This is a genomic window from Achromobacter sp. DH1f, assembly GCF_000633435.1.
GTDB lineage: Bacteria > Pseudomonadota > Gammaproteobacteria > Burkholderiales > Burkholderiaceae_B > Achromobacter > Achromobacter deleyi.
This window is the reverse complement of the sequence record NZ_AYMF01000043.1, coordinates 1-16,955: the sequence shown is the minus strand read 5'-3', so window position 1 is coordinate 16,955 and position 16,955 is coordinate 1. Positions and strand designations below refer to the sequence as shown.

The following is a 16,955-nucleotide window of genomic DNA, read 5'->3' as shown; positions in this document are numbered from 1 at the left end:
CCTCGCGGAAACGCTGCCATGCTTACGGTGCAGGAACTCGTCGACGACAACGCCGACAAAATCCCCTTCAACTGGATTTCCGGACAAGGGGCCGCAGACCGCGCAATTCCCGATGACGGCATGGCAGCCGCGGACCTGGTGGGTCACCTGAACCTGATCCACCCCTCGCGCATCCAGGTGTTCGGCCAGGAAGAGCTGGCGTACTACACCCGCTTCGACCTGCGCCGCCGCATGCACCACATGGACGAGCTGCTGATCGGCGGCGTCCCGGCCATCTTGCTGGCCGACGGCCTGACGCCGCCGCAAGACCTGGTCGATCAATGCGACCAGCACCAGGTGCCGCTGCTTTCCACGCCGGTTGCCGCCGCGCAACTGATCGACTTGCTGCGCATCTACCTGGGCAAGAAGCTGGCGCCCACCACCACCGTGCATGGCGTGTTCCTGGACGTGCTGGGCCTGGGCGTGCTGATCACCGGCGAATCGGGCCTGGGCAAGAGCGAACTGGCGCTGGAACTGATTTCCCGCGGCCACGGCCTGGTGGCCGACGACGCGGTGGAATTCTCGCGCACCGCGCCCAACATGATCGAAGGCCACTGTCCGCAACTGCTGCAGAACCTGCTGGAAGTGCGCGGCCTGGGCCTGCTCGACATCCGCACCATCTTTGGCGAGACCTCGGTACGCCGCAAGATGCGCCTGAAGCTGATCGTGCACCTGGTGCGCGCGACCGCACAGGACAAGTTCGAACGCCTGCCGCTGCAGGACATCACCCAGGACATGCTGGGCTTGCCCGTGCGCAAGGTCATGCTGCAAGTGGCCGCCGGCCGCAACCTGGCGGTGCTGGTCGAGGCCGCCGTGCGCAACACCATCCTGAAGCTGCGCGGCATCGACACCCTGGGCGAATTCATGGAACGCCAAGCCATGGCGATCCTGCAAAGCAGCAAGTAAACGCGCGTCGCCCAGCGGCCCCGTGAGCCTCTACGAAAAACTCGCCAACGAAATCGCCCAGTCGATCCGCGATGGCGTCCTGCGCGTGGGCGACAAGCTGCCGTCGGTGCGCGATGCCTGCGCCAGCCGCGGCGTCAGCCCGTCGACCGTGTTCCAGGCCTATTACCTGCTTGAAGCGCGCGGCCTGATCCGCGCCCGCCCCCGCTCCGGCTACTACGTCAACACGCGCAGCGACAGCCTGCCGCCCGAGCCTGACACATCCTGCCCCGACGGCGAATCCACCGAACTGGCGATCAGCGAACGCATCTTCGACATCCTCGATTCGGTGCGCAACCGCGACGTCACGCCGCTGGGCTCGGCATTTCCATCGCCGCTGCTGTTTCCCTTGCCGCGGCTGGCCCAGGCCATGGCCGCGCACCTGAAGCGCCAGGACCCATTGGCCACGATGGAAGACCTGTCGCCGGGCAACCCGGGCCTGCGCAGGCAGATCGCGCTGCGCTACCTGATCGCGGGCATCAACGTGCCGGCCAGCGACATCGTGATCACCAACGGCGCGCTGGAAGCGCTGAATCTTTGCCTGCAAGCGGTCACGCAGCCCGGTGACACGGTCATCGTCGAAGCGCCAACCTTCTATGGTGCCTTGCAGGCGCTGGAACGCCTGGGGCTGAAAGCGCTGGAAGTGCCCACGCATCCACGCACGGGCGTAGACCTGGGCGCCATGGAGGCTGCCATCGCGCGCCATGCGCCCAAGGCCTGCTGGCTGATGACGCAGTTCCAGAATCCGCTGGGCAGCCTGATGCCCGACGAAAAGAAGCGCCAGTTGGTCGAGCTGCTGACGCGCCATGACATTGCGCTGATCGAAGACGACGTCTACGGCGAGCTGTATTTCGGCGCGACGCGCCCCGTACCCGCCAAGGCCTTTGATACCCAGGGCCTGGTGCTGCACTGCTCGTCGTTCTCGAAATGCCTGGCACCGGGCTACCGCATTGGCTGGGCCAGCGCGGGGCGCTACACGCAACGCGTGCAGCGCCTGAAGCTGTCGTCCACGCTATCGGCGTCCAGCCCCGCGCAAGGCGCCATCGCCGAATACCTGGAGCAAGGCGGTTACGACCGTCACCTGCGGCGGCTGCGCGAGACCTTGCAGGCCCAGCAGGACTTGATGGCCAACGCCATCGCCCGCGAATTTCCGGCGGGCACCCGAGTGACGCGGCCGCAAGGCGGCTTCTTCCTGTGGCTGGAAATGCCTGCTGCCGTCGATGCGCTGGCGCTGCATCGGCAGGCGTTGGCGCGCGGCATCAGCGTGGCGCCGGGCCCGATCTTCTCGGCCAGCGGCCAGTTCGGCAATGCGCTGCGCCTGAACTACGGACACCCGTGGGACCCAGGCCAGGACGATGCCATTCGCATCCTGGGCGAAATGGCCCGCGCGGCCTGCAGCCAGGCCACGCGGTCGCGCTGATCAGTTACGGGTTGCCGCGGCCCGTGCGCGCTTGACCTCAAGCGACGTCACCCCGCCCGCCGCGTTGCCCCAACTGTTGCGGATGTAGGACACCAGCATGGCGATGTCGTTGTCGTTCAGCATTTGGCCGAAAGGCGGCATGCCGTGCGGACGAGGGTTGGCCGCCGTGGCGGGCGCAAAGCCGCCGTCGAGCACGATGCGGATGGCATTGACGGGCGATGGCGCGGTCACGGTGGGGTTGCCGGCCAACGCAGGCCAGGCGCCCGCGCTGCCCTCGCCTGCGGCCTGGTGGCACTGCACGCATTGCTGGCGGTAGATCTTGCCCCCCAGTTCCATGGCCGCGGCCGACACAGGCGCGGCGGACGCAGCGGTAGACGCCGGCGTGTCCGGCAACGACTTGAGATACACCCCCATCGCCAGCGCGTCTTCATCCGTCAGGTGCTGCGTGCTGCCCAGCACCACTTCGGCCATCGGACCACTGGCGCTGGAATGCGCCGCGATGCCGGTTTGCAGGAGGTCGGCGATGTCTTGGGCGGACCAACGCCCCAACCCGGCGCGCGGGTCGTTGGTCAGGGGTGGCGCATACCATTCCAGCCCCGGAATCACACCGCCGGTCAGGCCGTCGGCCGGACGGGTCGCGCCCAGGCTGTTGCGCGGCGCGTGACAGGCCGCGCAGTGGCCCACGCCTTCGACCAGGTAGCGGCCGCGATTCCATTGCTCGGATTGACCGGCATCGGGCTCCAGCGCGCCAGGCTTGAAATACAGCGCGCGCCACGCCGCCAGCAAGATGCGCTGGTCATACGGGAAATCAAGCTCAGGCGGCCGATTGGCCTGGTTGACCGGCGTGACGGTGCGCAGGTAGGCGAACAGCGCATCGGCATCCGCGCGGCTCACACGGGTGTATTCGGTGTACGGAAAGGCGGGATACAGCAACGTGCCGTCGCGCGACTTGCCATTGTGCAGGGCTTGCCAGAAATCGTCGGCGCTCCAGGCGCCGATGCCGGTCTTGTCGTCGGGGGTGATGTTGGGCCCGTAAAGGGTGCCGAACGGCGTGGGAATGGGTGTGCCCCCCGCATAGGCCGGGCCGCCGCGAGCGGTGTGGCAGGCCACGCAATTGCCGGCCAGCGCCAGGTAGCGTCCGCGCTCGATCCGCTGCTGCGGGTCGGACGGCGCTGCGGCAGGACCTGTGCTGGTGTCATCGCGCGTGCCCAGCCAATACAGGGCGCCCATCACCACCACGATCAGCGCCAACAGGGACCCCAGGATTCGTTTCATCAATGTCATCGTGCGCCCCCGTTACCGTTGCGCCTGGCTGCCGCATTCGGCGGGCAGGTGCAGAGAGCCGGCGGGCTCGGGGCCATAGGTGTCGGCAACCGGTTGCGACGACAGCCACGCCGTCAGGGCGCCGATGTCTTCGGGCGTGAGCTTGTTGGCGATGTCGGCCATGCAATCAGGCGTGGCGGCGCGGCGCTGGCCGCTTTTCCAGCTGCCGATCTGCGAACTGATGTAGTCGCGCGGCAGGCCCAACAAGCCGGGAATGGCGGGTAGCAACCCGCCCAAGGACGCGCCATGACAGGACGCACAGGCCGGCAGGCCACGGGCAGCGTCGCCGGACAGGGCCAGCCTGCGTCCGGCCTCCAAGGTGGCGCCGGGGACGTCCACGCGCGCGGGCGGCGGATAGGGCACATGCTGGCCTGCAAAGTAGGCCGCCATTTCATGCAGATAGGCATCCGGCAGGCCCGCCAGCAGGTGCGCCATCGGCCGGTACTGACGGCGGTCGTCGCGGAAATTCAGCAGTTGGTGATAGAGATATTCCTGGGGCTTGCCCGCCAGGCGGGGGTAGTAGCCATCGGCGCCAGCCCGGCCCTGCGCACCGTGACAGGCCGTACAGGCTGCCACGCGGGCCTGCATTGTGCCCGGCTGCAGCGATGGCGCGGTGTCCTGGGCCATCGCGGGCGCTGTCGCAAACACGACAAGCGCGGCGGCCAACAGGCGGGATTTTGCCCAATGCCGCGGCAGTGAAACACTACAAAAGGAAATGAGGGCTAACATCTAGGACCAGTTAACACTAAGTCAAATTCCAACCCCCCCAAGGCGCATGACGGCGGGGCGCGTAGGTGAATCTCTCTTGTGCGGATGCCCGAGCTTACGTCAGGGCGTACTGACCGGTACAGGCGCAGATTTGCAGTTTACGGCCATATCAGATGCCAACCCGCCGGCATCGTCCTGGAAAAGCGTGCCACAATCATGTCCATGTTGAAAGTCGTCCTCGTAACCGGCATATCAGGCTCAGGCAAATCCGTCGCCCTGCGCATGCTCGAGGACGCCAGCTATACCTGCGTCGACAACCTGCCCGTCCGGTTCCTGACCGAATTCATCGCCAACGCCCGCGACGACGGCCTGGAACGCGTGGCGGTCGCCATTGACGTTCGGTCCCCCGGCGAACTGGCCGAACTGCCCGACGTCGTCACCGCCTTGCGCGCCATGGGCACCAGCCTGCGCGTGGTTTTCCTGGATGCCAGCACCGACACCCTGGTGCAGCGCTATTCGGAATCACGCCGCCGCCATCCCCTGACCGACCGCCTGCAACGCGGCGGCACCGCTCCGTCGCTGACCGACTGCATCGCACTGGAACGCGAACTGCTGGCGCCGCTGCGCGAGCAGGAACACGTCATCGACACGTCGGAACTCACCCCGGGTCAGTTGCGCGCCTGGATTCGCGACCTGATCCAGGCCGATCGCGCCCCGCTGGTGCTGACCTTCGAATCGTTCGCCTACAAGCGCGGCGTGCCGCGCGACGCAGACCTGGTGTTCGACGTGCGCTGCCTGCCCAACCCCTATTACGACCGCAACCTGCGTCCGCTGACCGGCCGCGACGAGCCCGTCGCGACCTGGCTGTCCGGTTACGACCAGGTGGGGCAGATGATCGACGACATCGCCGGCTTCCTGAACCGCTGGCTGCCGCAATACACCCAAGACACCCGCAATTACCTGACGGTCGCCATCGGCTGCACCGGCGGGCAGCATCGTTCGGTCTACGTGGTCGAACAGCTCGCCAAGCGCTTTGCCGACCACGACCCGCTGCTGGTGCGCCATCGCACCCAACTGCCCGACGAATCCGCATGACCCTGCCCCGCCCGCTGACGTTCCTGATGATGCTGTTGCTGGCCATTGCCGTGGCCGGCTGCTCTTCCACCGGAGGCCGCAAGAAAGGCGGCGGGTACTACAAAGACGACGGCCCGGACGCCAACCCGCCGTCCAACCTGGACCAGGTGCCGGACGCGGTGCCGCGCATCGAGCCCTACGCCAGCGGCGCCAACCGTCCGTACGTGGTGTTCGGCCAGCGCTACGTGCCCGACACCACCGGCCAGCCGTACAAGCGGCAAGGCATTGCGTCGTGGTACGGCAAGAAATTCCATGGCAACTCGACGTCGATCGGCGAAGCCTACGACATGTACGCCATGACGGCCGCGCACACCACGTTGCCGATTCCCAGCTACGCGCGGGTCACCAGCCTGGTCAACGGCAAGACGATCATCGTGCGCGTCAACGACCGCGGCCCGTTCCACAGCGACCGCATCATGGATCTGTCGTACGTGGCGGCCTACAAGCTGGGCATCATCGGACCGGGCAGCGGCCAGGTCGTGGTCGAGAGCATCCCGCAAGACGAGATTCGCCGCCTGGCCTCATCGGGCGCACCGGCGGCGACGCCCGCGTCGGCCATCGGCTCCACGCCGGTGGCCACGCCCGTGGCCGCCGCGCCCATCTCGCTGGACCCGCAACCGCTGGCTCAGCAACCGGCGCCCGCGCCAGGCAGCGCGCCTGTACGCCAGCCGGCCGCGGGCGGCATTGGCAGCGTCTACCTACAGGTGGGTGCTTTCAGCCAGCCGGCCAATGCGCAGTCGCTGGTCAGCCGCATCAATACGCAGCTGGGCACCGAGGGTGCGCCGCCCGCCAGCGTCGAACAATCCAACAACCTGTACCGCGTCAAGATCGGGCCCTACCCTGATCGCCAGAGCGCCATGAATGCGGTGCAGCTCGTCTCAGACCGCATCGGCATCACGCCCAGCATCGCGGCGCAATAGACCGTCAGGCGTCGCGGGCCTGCTGCGCCCGCGGCCAGTCGAAGGCCGGCGGCTCGAACGGCAGTTCGACCTGGCCGTCGCAGACCCGGCGCGCGCGCGGGTTGCGGCTGAGATAGCGGCTGCCCTCGTGTTCCAGCAATGCCTGCTTGCGCGGCAAGCCGCCGCCGAAGCCCGTGAGCGAGGTGTCGGCGCCAATCACGCGGTGGCACGGAATGATGATGATGATGGGATTGCGCCCCACCGCGCCGCCGATGGCCTGTGCGCCCTTGGGGCGGCCCACCGTGCGCGCCAGTTCGCCATAGCTGGCCAGCTGGCCGAAATCCAGGGCGCACAGCGCGCGCCACACTTCATGCTGGAACGGCGTGCCGACCGGGTCGAGCGCCACGTCGAAGTCGCGGCGCTGGCCGGCAAACCACTCGTCCAGCTCGCGGCGCGCCTGCTCGAGGATGGGATCGGCGTCCACGCGGACCCACCCCTCGGCCGAGGGCAGCAGCGTCTGGTCGGTGAACCAGGCGCCGCGCAGGCCCTTGGCACTGGCGACCAGGCGCATTTCACCCAACGGCGTGGGGATATCGCGATAGACGATGCGTTCGTCGGGTTGGCCGGAACGCTTGGGAGCGACAGCTGTGTAAACCATGTCTTACGAATTCTTGCGGGACAGGGCCCGGTTGTACAGAACGTCCCGCGGCAGGCCGGTGACCTTGGCCGCGACCTTGGAAGCATCGCGCAGGGACAGCGTTTCAAGCAAGGCGTCCAGCAACGCGTCGGTGCGCGGGTCGGCCTCGTCGTCGGCCTCTTGGCCGGGCCGGGCATGCGCGATCAGCACGAACTCGCCTTGCTCGCGGTGCGAATCGGCCGCCAGCCAGGCCGCGGCCTCGCCCAGCGTGAACGTGGCGATTTCCTCGAAGCGCTTGGTCAGCTCGCGCGCGACAGTCAGGTGACGCTCGGGGCCGCAGACCTCGAGCAGATCGGCCAACGTGGCCGCCAGGCGGTGCGGCGATTCGAACATCACCACCGGTGCGGGCAGCGCACACCAGCTGCGCAGCCAACGCTGGCGGGCGACGGCCTTGGACGGCGGAAAGCCGGCAAAGGCATAGGCGGGATTTTCATCCGTGGTGACCCCGCTGCCCATCAGCGCCGTGATCACGGCGCTGGGGCCCGGCACGGGCACGACGGTGAAACCGGCCTCGCGCACCGCGCGCACCACGCGGGCGCCAGGATCGCTGACGGCGGGCGCACCCGCATCGGACACCAGCGCCACGCGCTGGCCCTGCGCCAGGCGTTCGCAGATGGCCTGCGCCGCCGCGGCCTCGTTGTGGCGATGGGCGGCCATCAAGGGGGTCGTGACCCCCCAGGCGTCCAGCAAGGTGCGGCTGGCGCGGGTGTCTTCGGCCGCGATCACGTCGGCGCGCTGCAGCGCGTGCCAGGCGCGCAGCCCCAGGTCGCCCAGATTGCCGATCGGTGTGGCCACCACATACAGCGCCTGCGCGGGCCAATGCTGGCCGGCCACGCGTTCAGCGACGCGGGTCCAGGCATCGCCGGCCACCGGGGGTGAGACATTTTGATTCATTGCTGCCTGCTTACACGGAAAACCATGCCAGTGTAGCCGCCATCGACGCCCGTTTCCGGAACCCGCCTGATGGATGACACCCTTGCCTTCGAACTGGCCCTGGCCATCCGCCAGCGCGCCGACAAGCGCCGCCGTCGCAGCGCCCGGCGCCCCAATCCGCCCGACCGGCCGCCCGCACGGCGCTCGCCGCGCCAACGCACGGGCGATGGCCACGAAGACGCGGCGCTGCGTCTCTTGCTGGCGGGCGGCTTGGCCCTGCTGGCCCGCAACCTGGCCTGCCGCGCGGGGGAAATCGACCTGGCGATGCGCGAGGGCGACATCCTGGTCTTCGTCGAAGTCCGCTCGCGGCAGGCAGGCGCCTTTGGCGGGGCCGCCGCGAGCATCGACCGGGCCAAGCAGGCGCGGCTGGCCCGCGCCGCGGCCCACTGGCTGCCGGAACTGACCCGGCGCCATTGGGGCGGCACCCCGCCCGCCGTGCGCTTCGACGCCGTGCTCTTCGAGGGCGGCCAGGTCCAGTGGCTGCGCGCCGCATTCGAGCTGGGCTGATTTTTGCTGGCGCGTGAGATAATCGCGCCCATGGATATGACCTCTCGTATGACGTCGCACTTTCGCGACGCCATGGCTGCGTGCGAACAAAGTATGAACGTCCTGGCCGAACCGCTGGCAGTGGCGGTGGACGTGCTATTCGGCGCCTTGGCCAACAACGGCAAGATTCTGGCTTGCGGCAACGGCGGTTCCGCTGCCGACGCCCAGCATTTCATCGCCGAACTGGTGGGCCGCTTCGAACGCGAGCGCCTGCCCCTGGCCGGCATCGCCCTGAACACCGACACCTCCATCCTGACCGCCGTGGGCAACGACTACGGCTTCGACGAGATCTACGAACGCCAGGTCAACGCCTTCGGCCAGGCCGGCGACGTGCTGGTGGCCATTTCCACCAGCGGCAATTCGCCCAATGTGGTCCGCGCCATGGAAGCCGCGGCCAGCCGCGAAATGCATGTGCTGGCCTTGACCGGCAAGGGCGGCGGCGTCATGGGGGAACTCATTACGCCGATGGACGTCCATCTATGTGTTCCCAGCGATCGCACGATGCGCATCCAGGAAGTCCATATACTGCTGCTGCACGCGCTTTGCGACGGCATTGACGCTCTTCTGCTTGGAGACACCGAATGATTCCTGACGTCCGAACCGCCGCCCGCCCCCTGCTGCTTGCCGCCGCCCTGTCCGGCGCCGCGCTGTCGCTGTCGGCCTGCGCGCCCTTGATCGTGGGCGGCGCTGCCGCCACCACGGCGGTGGTCGTGACCGACCGGCGCACCTCGGGCATCCAGCTCGAAGACCAGAACATGGCCTTCAAGGCCCAGAGCCAGATCTCCCAGAAGCTGGGCGACACCGCCCGCGTCAATGCCATGGCTTACGGCGGCCATCTGCTGCTGACCGGCGACGTGCCCACCGAAGAAGCCAAGTCGCAGGCCACCGCCATCGCCCAGGGCGTCGAAAACGTGAAGCAGGTGGTCAACCAGCTCAATGTCGGCCCGATCGCCTCGTTCGGCGTCCGCTCGAACGACACCTGGCTGACCTCCAAGGTCAAGACGGCGCTGATCAACACCAAGTACGTGCCGTCGGGCACCATCGCCCTGACCACCGACCACAGCGTCGTGTACCTGATGGGCAAGCTGACCCAGGCCGAAGGCGACTACGCCGCCAACGCCGCAGCCGATGTCGGCGGCGTCGCAAAGGTGGTAAAACTGTTCGAAACCATCAGCCGCGAAGAAGCCATTCGCCTGTCGAACAGCAACAAGTCGAACTCCACTGAAACCAAGGCCCCCATCGAGAACAGCTCGGGCGCAGCCAGCAGCAGCGGCAGCGCTCCCGCGCCCAGCGGTGGCAGCGCCGTAGAAGCCATGCCCATCAAATGAAAAAAGCCATCGTAGCCCTGGCCGTCCTCGTGGCGGTCGGCATTGGCGCCTGGTTCGTCATGCGGCCGGCGCAAACCGCACCCGACGTCACCTTCACCACGCTCGAAGGCAAGACCTTCTCGATGCAGGACCTGCGCGGCAAGGTGGTGCTGGTGAAGTTCTGGGCCACCAGCTGTGTCACCTGCGTCAAGCAGATGCCGGAGACCATCTCGGCCTATAACGAATACGCCGGCAAGGGCTACGAGGCCATTGCGGTCGCCATGAACTACGACCCGCCTAATTTCGTCTTGAACTTCGCCGAAAGCCGCAAGCTGCCCTTCCCGGTGGCGCTGGACACCAAGGGCGACATCGCCCGCGCCTTCGGCGACATCCGCCTGACGCCCACGGCGTTCCTGATCGACAAGAAGGGACACGTCATCAAGCGTTATCTGGGCGAATACGACGTGGCCGAATTCCACGCCACCGTCGAAAAGGCATTGGCGGCAGGCTGACCCTGCCCCGATCGCAACAGAAGCCGCCCGTTTGCCGGGCGGTTTTTTTTAGCCTGTGACAAAGAAAACCGCCCGGCAAGCGGGCGGCTTCAACAACGGGATCAGGCCTTGCGGCGTATCAGAACGCCGGAACCACTGCGCCCTTGTACTTCTCCTGGATGAACTTCTTCACCTCGGCCGAGTGCAGCGCGTTGACCAGCTTCTTGATGCCGGGCGCGTCTTTGTTGTCCGAGCGGGTCACCAGCACGTTGGCGTAGGGCGAATCGGCGCCCTCGATGAACAGCGCGTCCTTGGTCGGCACCAGGCCGGCTTCCAGCGCGTAGTTGGTGTTGATCAGGGCCAGGTCGACGTCATCGAGCGAGCGCGGCAGCATGGCGGCCTCGAGTTCGCGGAACTTCAGCTTCTTGGGGTTCTCGACCACATCGGCGGCGGTGGCCAGGATGTTGGACGGGTCCTTCAGCTTGATGACGCCCTGCTTTTGCAGCAGCACCAGCGCACGGCCGCCGTTGGACGGGTCGTTCGGGATGGCGACGGTGGCGCCGTCCTTCAGCTCGGCCAGGCTCTTGATCTTCTTGGAGTAGCCGCCGAAGGGTTCGACGTGCACCAGGGCGACCGGCACCAGCGTGGCCTTGCGGTCCTTGTTGAAGCTGTCCAGGTAGGGCTTGTGCTGGAAGAAGTTCGCATCCAGCTGCTTGTCTGCCAATTGCAGGTTGGGCTGCACGTAGTCGCTGAAGACCTTGATATCCAGGTCCACGCCTTCCTTGGCGAGCTGGGGCTTGACCACTTCCAGGATCTCCGCGTGGGGGACCTGGGTGGCGCCCACCACGATCTTTTCAGCGTGGGCGGCGGTGGCCGACACCAGGAGGGCCGACGCCACCAGGGCAGAGCGGACGAAATTCAAACGCATGAGTTGCCTCTTTTATAGGTAGAAATTGGGGGCATATGCCCAGCCGGGTGGGGAGATGCCCCCTTGTGAGGGGCGCTCCGTTGTGAAAACGCCCCCAATTTACCCGAATGCCGGTTATTTGTCGGGCATATAAACATGGGTTTAAAGCATAAGGAACCTGTGGGGTCTACAATCCGTCGTATGCTTGCGCTACCGCGTCCCGACGCGTTCCTGTGCAGGCATTTTTTACTGCGGGACCCTACGCCCCCTCGGGGGGCAACGCCATCGCGCCGCCAGCGGCGCGCGGGCTTCCAACCTCTAACTTTCATACTCTACTTATTGCCGACTTAGCTGCCATGACCGACACCCCCGACCCTGCTGCCGTCTCGTCTCCTGCTGTCAAAGCCGCGGTGCTTTCCGAAGCGCTGCCTTACATCCGACGATTCCACGGCAAAACCATCGTGGTCAAGTACGGCGGCAACGCCATGACGGAAGAGCGATTGCAGCGCAGTTTTGCGCATGACGTGGTGCTGCTCAAGCTGGTGGGTCTGAATCCGGTGGTGGTGCACGGCGGCGGTCCGCAGATCGACGACGCGCTGCGCCGCATCGGCAAGCAAGGCACCTTCATCCAGGGCATGCGCGTCACCGACGCCGAGACCATGGAAGTGGTCGAGTGGGTGCTGGGCGGCCAGGTCCAGCAAGACATCGTCATGATGATCAACGAGGTCGGCGGCAAGGCCGTGGGCCTGACCGGCAAGGACGGCGGTCTGATCCAGGCGCAGAAAAAGCTGATGGCCAACAAGGAAAACCCCGCTGAACCGATCGACATCGGCTTCGTGGGCGACATCACGCTGGTCGAACCGGCCGTGGTCAAGGCCTTGCAGGACGACCAGTTCATCCCCGTCATCTCGCCCATCGGTTACGGCGAAGACGGCACGGCCTACAACATCAATGCCGACGTCGTCGCCGGCAAGATGGCCGAAGTGCTGGGCGCCGAAAAGCTGCTGATGCTGACCAACACCCCGGGCGTGCTGGACAAGGCAGGCAAGCTGCTGCGCAGCCTGTCGGCCCAGACCATCGACGAACTGTTCGCCGACGGCACGATCTCGGGCGGCATGCTGCCCAAGATCTCGTCCGCGCTGGACGCCGCCAAGAACGGCGTCAACTCGGTGCACATCGTCGACGGCCGCGTGCCGCACTGCCTGCTGCTGGAAATCCTGACCGACCAAGGCGTTGGCACGATGATCAGCTCGCATTGATGCGAGCGCAGCGCACCCTGCTGCGGCCGGCGGTGCGCCAGCGCCGCTCGCGTCGTACGGCCACGGGCGCCCCCGGGCGCCTGTGGCTGTTCGACCTGGACAACACGCTGCACGACACCTCCCACGCGATCTTTCCGCGCATCGACCAGGGCATGACCCTGGCGGTGGTCGAGGCGCTGGGCGTCGACGTCGACACAGCCAACCAGGTACGCAAGCAATACTGGAAGCGCTACGGCGCCACCATGATCGGCATGGTGCGCAACCATGGCGTGGACCCCCACGCCTTCCTGCACCGCAGCCACGACTTCGATGTGAATCCGCTGGTGCGCGCCGAAAAGGGGTTGGCCTACAAGTTGCGCCAGCTACCCGGTCGCAAAGTGCTGCTGACCAACGCGCCGCTGCACTATGCGCGCGCGGTGCTGCGCCGCCTGGGCATCCTGCGCCAGTTCGACAGCCTGTGGGCCATCGAACACATGCGCCTGCACGGCGAGTTCCGCCCCAAGCCCTCGCCCGCGCTGCTGCGCTACGTGCTGGCCCGCGAAGGCGTGCCGGCGCGCCAGGCCGTGCTGGTGGAAGACACCCTGGCCAACCTGCGCGGCGCACGCCAGGCGGGGCTGCGCACGGTGCACGTTTTCCACCCCGGCACACCGTTCGCACGCGGCCGTTCGCAGCGGCCGGCTTACGTCGACTTGCGGGTAAACTCCGTCAGTGATTTGCTGTTGCGCCGGCGTCCCTTGCGGGGATAGCGGCCGGCGCCCTCTTCTCATCCACCGTCAGCCTGCGTAAGACCAGACCCGTCCATGGCGAGCAAACCCGGCGAGCGCAAGACCCAGATTCTGCAGACCCTGGCCGAGATGCTGGAGCAGCCGCACGCGTCGCGCATCACCACTGCCGCGCTGGCTGCCAGGCTGCAAGTCTCCGAAGCCGCGCTGTACCGGCACTTCGCCAGCAAGGCGCAGATGTTCGAAGGGTTGATCGAATTCATCGAAACCAGCATTTTCACGCTGGTGAACCAGATCGCGACCGCCGAGCCCTACGGCCTGTCGCAAGCCCACAAGACGGTGTCGATGCTGCTGACCTTCTCGGAACGCAACAAGGGCATGACGCGGGTGCTGACCGGCGACGCCCTGGTCACCGAAGACAACCGCCTGCAAGAACGCATCAACCACATCAACGACCGCATCGAGGCGTCGCTCAAGCAATCGCTGCGCATCGCCGTCACCGACGGCGGCCTGCCGCCCGAGGCCAATGTGGCGGCGCATGCCAGCCTGCTGACGCACCTGGTGCTGGGCCGTTGGCTGCGCTACGCCCAAAGCGGCTGGCGCGTTGCGCCCACGCTGCACCTGGACGAACAGTTGCGTCTGGCGCTGGGCTGACACCCGTCATTTCATAACACGAACGAATTAAACGCTTGTTGCCGCCCACCACCGGGCTATTTGATTTTAATTATGCAACAATCTCACGCTTGCGACCAACGCGGGCGGACGAGCATAATGCGCGGGATGGGTTTTCCACAAGCGCGATTCTCCACCGGTTTGACCCATATCAATACGGGTTTTCCTTAATGCCGTCACGATCATTCTGTAGCGTCGGCACTTCGCTTTGATCACGCCCCAGGCCTGGTTGCGATGTGCCGTCAGTTTGACCTCAACCGGAGATGGATATGACTGCGCCAGCCGCTGTCCCTGCCTCGCAAGCCCCAAAGAAAGCAAAAATCCCAATCGGACTCATCGCCGGCTTCATCGTGATGATCGGCGTGCTGATGCTGCCGTTGCCGGCAGACCTGCCGGTCGCCGGCCACCGCATGCTGGCCATCCTGGCATTCGCGGTGGTGGTCTGGATTACCGAAGCCGTGTCCTACGAAGCCAGCGCGATCATGATCACGACGCTGATGGCCTTCCTGCTGGGCACGGCTCCGACAATCAAAGACCCGGGCGTGCTGTACGGCACGTCCGCCGCCATCAGCATGGCGCTGACGGGCTTTGCCAACTCGGCGCTGGCGCTCGTCACCGGCGCGCTGTTCATTGCCGCGGCCATGACGTTCACCGGACTGGACCGGCGCATCGCGCTGGTGACCCTGTCCAAGGTCGGCACCAGCACGCGTCGCATTCTGATCGGATGTATCGCAGTGACGATCGTGCTGAGCCTGGTGGTGCCCAGCGCCACTGCCCGCAGCGCCGCCGTGGTGCCCATCATGATGGGTGTCATCGCCGCATTCGGCGTAGACAAGCGCTCGAACATCGCCGCCGGCATCATGATCATCGTGGCGCAGGCCACCAGCATCTGGAACGTCGGCATCCAGACCGCCGCCGCGCAGAACCTGCTGACGGTCGGCTTCATGGAAAAGATGCTGGGCCAGCGCGTGGCCTGGTCGGACTGGCTGATCGCCGGCGCACCGTGGTCGCTGATCATGTCGGCCGTGCTGATCATCATCGTGCTCAAGCTGCTGCCGCCGGAAAGCGACAGCATCGCGGGGGGCAAGGAAGCCGTCGAAAAATCGCTGCTTGAACTGGGCCCCATGACCGGCGCGCAAAAGCGCCTGATGGCGGTGTCGGTGATGCTGCTGCTGTTCTGGTCCACCGAAGGCAAGCTGCACAGCTTCGACACGACCTCGACCACCTACTTCGGCCTGGTGCTGTTGATGCTGCCGCGCTTTGGCGTGATGACCTGGAAAGACGTGCAATCGCGTATCCCATGGGGCACGGTGATCGTGTTCGGCGTGGGCATCAGCCTGGGCACCGCCTTGCTGACGACGCAGGCCGGTCAATGGCTGGGTAACCAGGTCGTGCAACACACGGGCCTGGACCACCTGGGACCGCTGGCGATCTTCGCGATCCTGGCCGCGTTCCTGATCATCATCCACCTGGGTTTCGCCAGCGCCACGGCGCTGACCTCGGCGATGCTGCCGATCCTGATCTCGGTGCTGGCCACGCTGCCGGGCGACTTCAGCCGCCTGGGCATGACGATGCTGCTGGGCTTCGTGGTGAGCTACGGCTTCATCCTGCCGATCAACGCGCCGCAGAACATGGTGTGCCTGGGCACGGAAACCTTCAATGCCAAGCAGTTCGCCAAGGTGGGCATCCTGGTCACTATCATCGGCTACGCGCTGATGATCCTGATGGGCATGACCTACTGGCGCTGGTTGGGCTGGCTGTAAGGAGGCCGCATCATGAAAATCTCTATCGCCCAAGCCAATGAATTCGGACGCCGCGTGCTGGTCGCACAAGGCGTGCCGGAAGACATCGCCCGCGACGTGGCCGAGCACCTGGTGGAATCGGACCGGGTCGGCTACACCAGCCACGGCCTGTCGATCCTGACGAACTACCGCCGCGTGCTGGGCGACGGCCTGGCACAAGCCGACGGCCGCCCCGAACTGCTGAACGACCGCGGCGCGATGCTGGCATACGACGGCCACAACGGCCTGGGCCAGCACGTAGGCAAGGTCGTGATCGAAAAGGCGATCGAACGCACGCAGGAACACGGCCAGTGCATCCTGACGCTGCGCCGCAGCCACCACCTGGGCCGCATGGGCCACTATGGCGAGATGGTGGCGGCCAAGGGCCTGATCCTGCTGGCCTTCACCAACGTGATCAATCGCGCCCCCACGGTTGCTCCGTTCGGCGGCGCCCGCGCCTGCCTGACGACAAACCCGCTGTGCTTCGCCGGCCCGCTGCCGGGCGGCCGCCCGCCGTTCATCGTGGACATGGCGACGAGCTCGATCGCCGTGAACAAGGCCCGGGTGCTGGCCGCCAAGGGCGAACAAGCCCCGCCGGGATCGCTGATCGACGCCCAGGGCAACCCGACGACGGACCCGAACGCGCTGTTCGCGGACCCGCCCGGCGCACTGCTGCCGTTCGGCGGCCACAAGGGTTACGCGATGGGCCTGGTGGCGGAACTGCTGGCCGGCGTGCTGTCGGGCGGCGGCACGATCCAACCGGAACATCCGCGCAACGGGGTGGCAACGAACAACATGTTCGCGCTGCTGCTTGACCCGCAGGTGGACTTCAATACGGACTGGCGCTCAATGGAAGTGGGCGCGTTCATCGACTACCTGCACGCCTGCCCGCCGCAACCGGGCGTGGACGGCGTCCAATACCCCGGCGAATACGAAGCCCGCAACCGCGCCCTGAACGCAGACTCCCTAGAATTCGACTCCCGCATCTGGGACGGGTTGAAGACGCTGGCTGCTGACTTGGGTGTGGCGGATGCGTTGCCGTAGGTTTTTTGTATTGGTTTGATGGTTGTTTTGTACGGGCGGCTCAGGGGTTCTTGAGCCGCCTGTTGCGTTGGTGGGCGGTAAGGGCGGGGCTACGATTGCGGTCCGGAGCCTTCGCTCCGGACTACCCCGTC

General features: G+C 66.3%; 18 protein-coding genes. 13 read left to right on the top strand and 5 right to left on the bottom strand.

Translation table 11 applies throughout. The features are described 5' to 3' along the window. The first annotated feature begins 18 nt into the window (after window positions 1–18). Together hprK and U858_RS0131175 are read left to right on the top strand one after the other, a co-directional pair. Complete coding sequence (gene hprK, locus U858_RS0131180; RefSeq protein WP_006216298.1) at window positions 19–945, top strand: HPr(Ser) kinase/phosphatase; 927 nt, start codon at window positions 19–21, stop codon at window positions 943–945. Between the two features lie 22 nt (window positions 946–967). Beyond that, window positions 968–2,401, top strand: coding sequence for a PLP-dependent aminotransferase family protein (locus U858_RS0131175; RefSeq protein ID WP_025141029.1), 1,434 nt, complete (start codon window positions 968–970; stop codon window positions 2,399–2,401). Here the strand turns inward: U858_RS0131175 and U858_RS0131170 are convergent, their stop codons facing one another. Continuing rightward, window positions 2,402–3,685 (bottom strand): cytochrome c, encoded by a 1,284-nt coding sequence (locus U858_RS0131170; protein WP_025141028.1) that lies wholly within the window; start codon window positions 3,683–3,685, stop codon window positions 2,402–2,404. Window positions 3,686–3,697: 12 nt separating this feature from the next. After that, entirely contained in the window at window positions 3,698–4,453 is a 756-nt protein-coding gene (locus tag U858_RS0131165; RefSeq protein WP_025141027.1) for a c-type cytochrome, read from the bottom strand. Between the two features lie 201 nt (window positions 4,454–4,654). Between U858_RS0131165 and rapZ the strand changes: the two genes are divergently transcribed. Next, window positions 4,655–5,527 (top strand): RNase adapter RapZ, encoded by an 873-nt coding sequence (rapZ, locus tag U858_RS0131160; protein ID WP_025141026.1) that lies wholly within the window; start codon window positions 4,655–4,657, stop codon window positions 5,525–5,527. Then, on the top strand, window positions 5,524–6,486 hold the full coding sequence (locus tag U858_RS0131155) for a septal ring lytic transglycosylase RlpA family protein (protein WP_025141025.1): 963 nt from the start codon (window positions 5,524–5,526) through the stop codon (window positions 6,484–6,486). Before rapZ ends, U858_RS0131155 begins: the two co-directional genes overlap by 4 nt. A 4-nt stretch (window positions 6,487–6,490) precedes the next feature. Here the strand turns inward: U858_RS0131155 and U858_RS0131150 are convergent, their stop codons facing one another. Together U858_RS0131150 and rsmI are read right to left on the bottom strand one after the other, a co-directional pair. Then, window positions 6,491–7,123, bottom strand: coding sequence for a methylated-DNA--[protein]-cysteine S-methyltransferase (locus tag U858_RS0131150; RefSeq protein ID WP_025141024.1), 633 nt, complete (start codon window positions 7,121–7,123; stop codon window positions 6,491–6,493). 3 nt (window positions 7,124–7,126) lie between these two features. Next, window positions 7,127–8,056, bottom strand: coding sequence for a 16S rRNA (cytidine(1402)-2'-O)-methyltransferase (gene rsmI / locus U858_RS0131145; protein ID WP_025141023.1), 930 nt, complete (start codon window positions 8,054–8,056; stop codon window positions 7,127–7,129). Window positions 8,057–8,125: 69 nt separating this feature from the next. Between rsmI and U858_RS0131140 the strand changes: the two genes are divergently transcribed. The 4 genes from U858_RS0131140 to U858_RS0131125 are packed head-to-tail and all read left to right on the top strand — an operon-like array spanning window position 8,126 to window position 10,460. Then, entirely contained in the window at window positions 8,126–8,602 is a 477-nt protein-coding gene (locus U858_RS0131140; protein ID WP_025141022.1) for a YraN family protein, read from the top strand. A 30-nt stretch (window positions 8,603–8,632) separates the two neighbouring features. After that, window positions 8,633–9,226: a phosphoheptose isomerase gene (locus tag U858_RS0131135; protein WP_025141021.1), complete on the top strand. Its 594-nt coding sequence runs from the start codon at window positions 8,633–8,635 to the stop codon at window positions 9,224–9,226. Beyond that, a complete protein-coding gene (locus tag U858_RS0131130; protein WP_025141020.1) occupies window positions 9,223–9,969 on the top strand; it encodes a BON domain-containing protein in 747 nt (248 codons plus the stop codon). Before U858_RS0131135 ends, U858_RS0131130 begins: the two co-directional genes overlap by 4 nt. After that, window positions 9,966–10,460 carry a peroxiredoxin gene (locus U858_RS0131125; RefSeq protein ID WP_025141019.1) on the top strand — a complete coding sequence of 165 codons (495 nt, stop codon included), beginning with the start codon at window positions 9,966–9,968 and terminating at the stop codon, window positions 10,458–10,460. The genes U858_RS0131130 and U858_RS0131125 overlap by 4 nt, the downstream gene beginning before the upstream one ends. 118 nt (window positions 10,461–10,578) lie before the next feature. Here the strand turns inward: U858_RS0131125 and U858_RS0131120 are convergent, their stop codons facing one another. Next, entirely contained in the window at window positions 10,579–11,367 is a 789-nt protein-coding gene (locus U858_RS0131120; protein WP_025141018.1) for a MetQ/NlpA family ABC transporter substrate-binding protein, read from the bottom strand. A gap of 335 nt (window positions 11,368–11,702) precedes the next feature. Here U858_RS0131120 and argB point away from each other — a divergent pair, with 335 nt between their 5' ends. From argB to U858_RS0131095, 5 genes are all read left to right on the top strand, one after another. Further along, window positions 11,703–12,605 carry an acetylglutamate kinase gene (gene argB / locus U858_RS0131115; protein ID WP_006391819.1) on the top strand — a complete coding sequence of 301 codons (903 nt, stop codon included), beginning with the start codon at window positions 11,703–11,705 and terminating at the stop codon, window positions 12,603–12,605. Continuing rightward, window positions 12,605–13,351 (top strand): pyrimidine 5'-nucleotidase, encoded by a 747-nt coding sequence (locus U858_RS0131110; protein ID WP_025141017.1) that lies wholly within the window; start codon window positions 12,605–12,607, stop codon window positions 13,349–13,351. Before argB ends, U858_RS0131110 begins: the two co-directional genes overlap by 1 nt. Window positions 13,352–13,405: 54 nt before the next feature. Beyond that, window positions 13,406–13,981, top strand: coding sequence for a nucleoid occlusion factor SlmA (slmA, locus tag U858_RS0131105; protein ID WP_025141016.1), 576 nt, complete (start codon window positions 13,406–13,408; stop codon window positions 13,979–13,981). Window positions 13,982–14,268: 287 nt separating this feature from the next. Further along, window positions 14,269–15,762 carry a DASS family sodium-coupled anion symporter gene (locus U858_RS0131100; protein ID WP_025141015.1) on the top strand — a complete coding sequence of 498 codons (1,494 nt, stop codon included), beginning with the start codon at window positions 14,269–14,271 and terminating at the stop codon, window positions 15,760–15,762. 12 nt (window positions 15,763–15,774) lie between these two features. After that, window positions 15,775–16,824, top strand: a complete 1,050-nt coding sequence (locus tag U858_RS0131095) for an Ldh family oxidoreductase (protein ID WP_025141014.1) — start codon at window positions 15,775–15,777, stop codon at window positions 16,822–16,824. Window positions 16,825–16,955 lie beyond the last annotated feature (131 nt).

Excerpts from the sequence above, each read along its gene's own strand:
- hprK (WP_006216298.1), top strand. The coding sequence starts at position 19 with ATGCTTACGGTGCAGGAACTCGTCGACGACAACGCCGACAAAATCCCC.
- U858_RS0131170 (WP_025141028.1), bottom strand. The coding sequence starts at position 3,685 with ATGACATTGATGAAACGAATCCTGGGGTCCCTGTTGGCGCTGATCGTG.
- U858_RS0131165 (WP_025141027.1), bottom strand. The coding sequence starts at position 4,453 with ATGTTAGCCCTCATTTCCTTTTGTAGTGTTTCACTGCCGCGGCATTGG.
- rapZ (WP_025141026.1), top strand. The coding sequence starts at position 4,655 with ATGTTGAAAGTCGTCCTCGTAACCGGCATATCAGGCTCAGGCAAATCC.
- U858_RS0131155 (WP_025141025.1), top strand. The coding sequence starts at position 5,524 with ATGACCCTGCCCCGCCCGCTGACGTTCCTGATGATGCTGTTGCTGGCC.
- U858_RS0131150 (WP_025141024.1), bottom strand. The coding sequence starts at position 7,123 with ATGGTTTACACAGCTGTCGCTCCCAAGCGTTCCGGCCAACCCGACGAA.
- rsmI (WP_025141023.1), bottom strand. The coding sequence starts at position 8,056 with ATGAATCAAAATGTCTCACCCCCGGTGGCCGGCGATGCCTGGACCCGC.
- U858_RS0131140 (WP_025141022.1), top strand. The coding sequence starts at position 8,126 with ATGGATGACACCCTTGCCTTCGAACTGGCCCTGGCCATCCGCCAGCGC.
- U858_RS0131135 (WP_025141021.1), top strand. The coding sequence starts at position 8,633 with ATGGATATGACCTCTCGTATGACGTCGCACTTTCGCGACGCCATGGCT.
- U858_RS0131130 (WP_025141020.1), top strand. The coding sequence starts at position 9,223 with ATGATTCCTGACGTCCGAACCGCCGCCCGCCCCCTGCTGCTTGCCGCC.
- U858_RS0131125 (WP_025141019.1), top strand. The coding sequence starts at position 9,966 with ATGAAAAAAGCCATCGTAGCCCTGGCCGTCCTCGTGGCGGTCGGCATT.
- U858_RS0131120 (WP_025141018.1), bottom strand. The coding sequence starts at position 11,367 with ATGCGTTTGAATTTCGTCCGCTCTGCCCTGGTGGCGTCGGCCCTCCTG.
- argB (WP_006391819.1), top strand. The coding sequence starts at position 11,703 with ATGACCGACACCCCCGACCCTGCTGCCGTCTCGTCTCCTGCTGTCAAA.
- U858_RS0131110 (WP_025141017.1), top strand. The coding sequence starts at position 12,605 with ATGCGAGCGCAGCGCACCCTGCTGCGGCCGGCGGTGCGCCAGCGCCGC.
- slmA (WP_025141016.1), top strand. The coding sequence starts at position 13,406 with ATGGCGAGCAAACCCGGCGAGCGCAAGACCCAGATTCTGCAGACCCTG.
- U858_RS0131100 (WP_025141015.1), top strand. The coding sequence starts at position 14,269 with ATGACTGCGCCAGCCGCTGTCCCTGCCTCGCAAGCCCCAAAGAAAGCA.
- U858_RS0131095 (WP_025141014.1), top strand. The coding sequence starts at position 15,775 with ATGAAAATCTCTATCGCCCAAGCCAATGAATTCGGACGCCGCGTGCTG.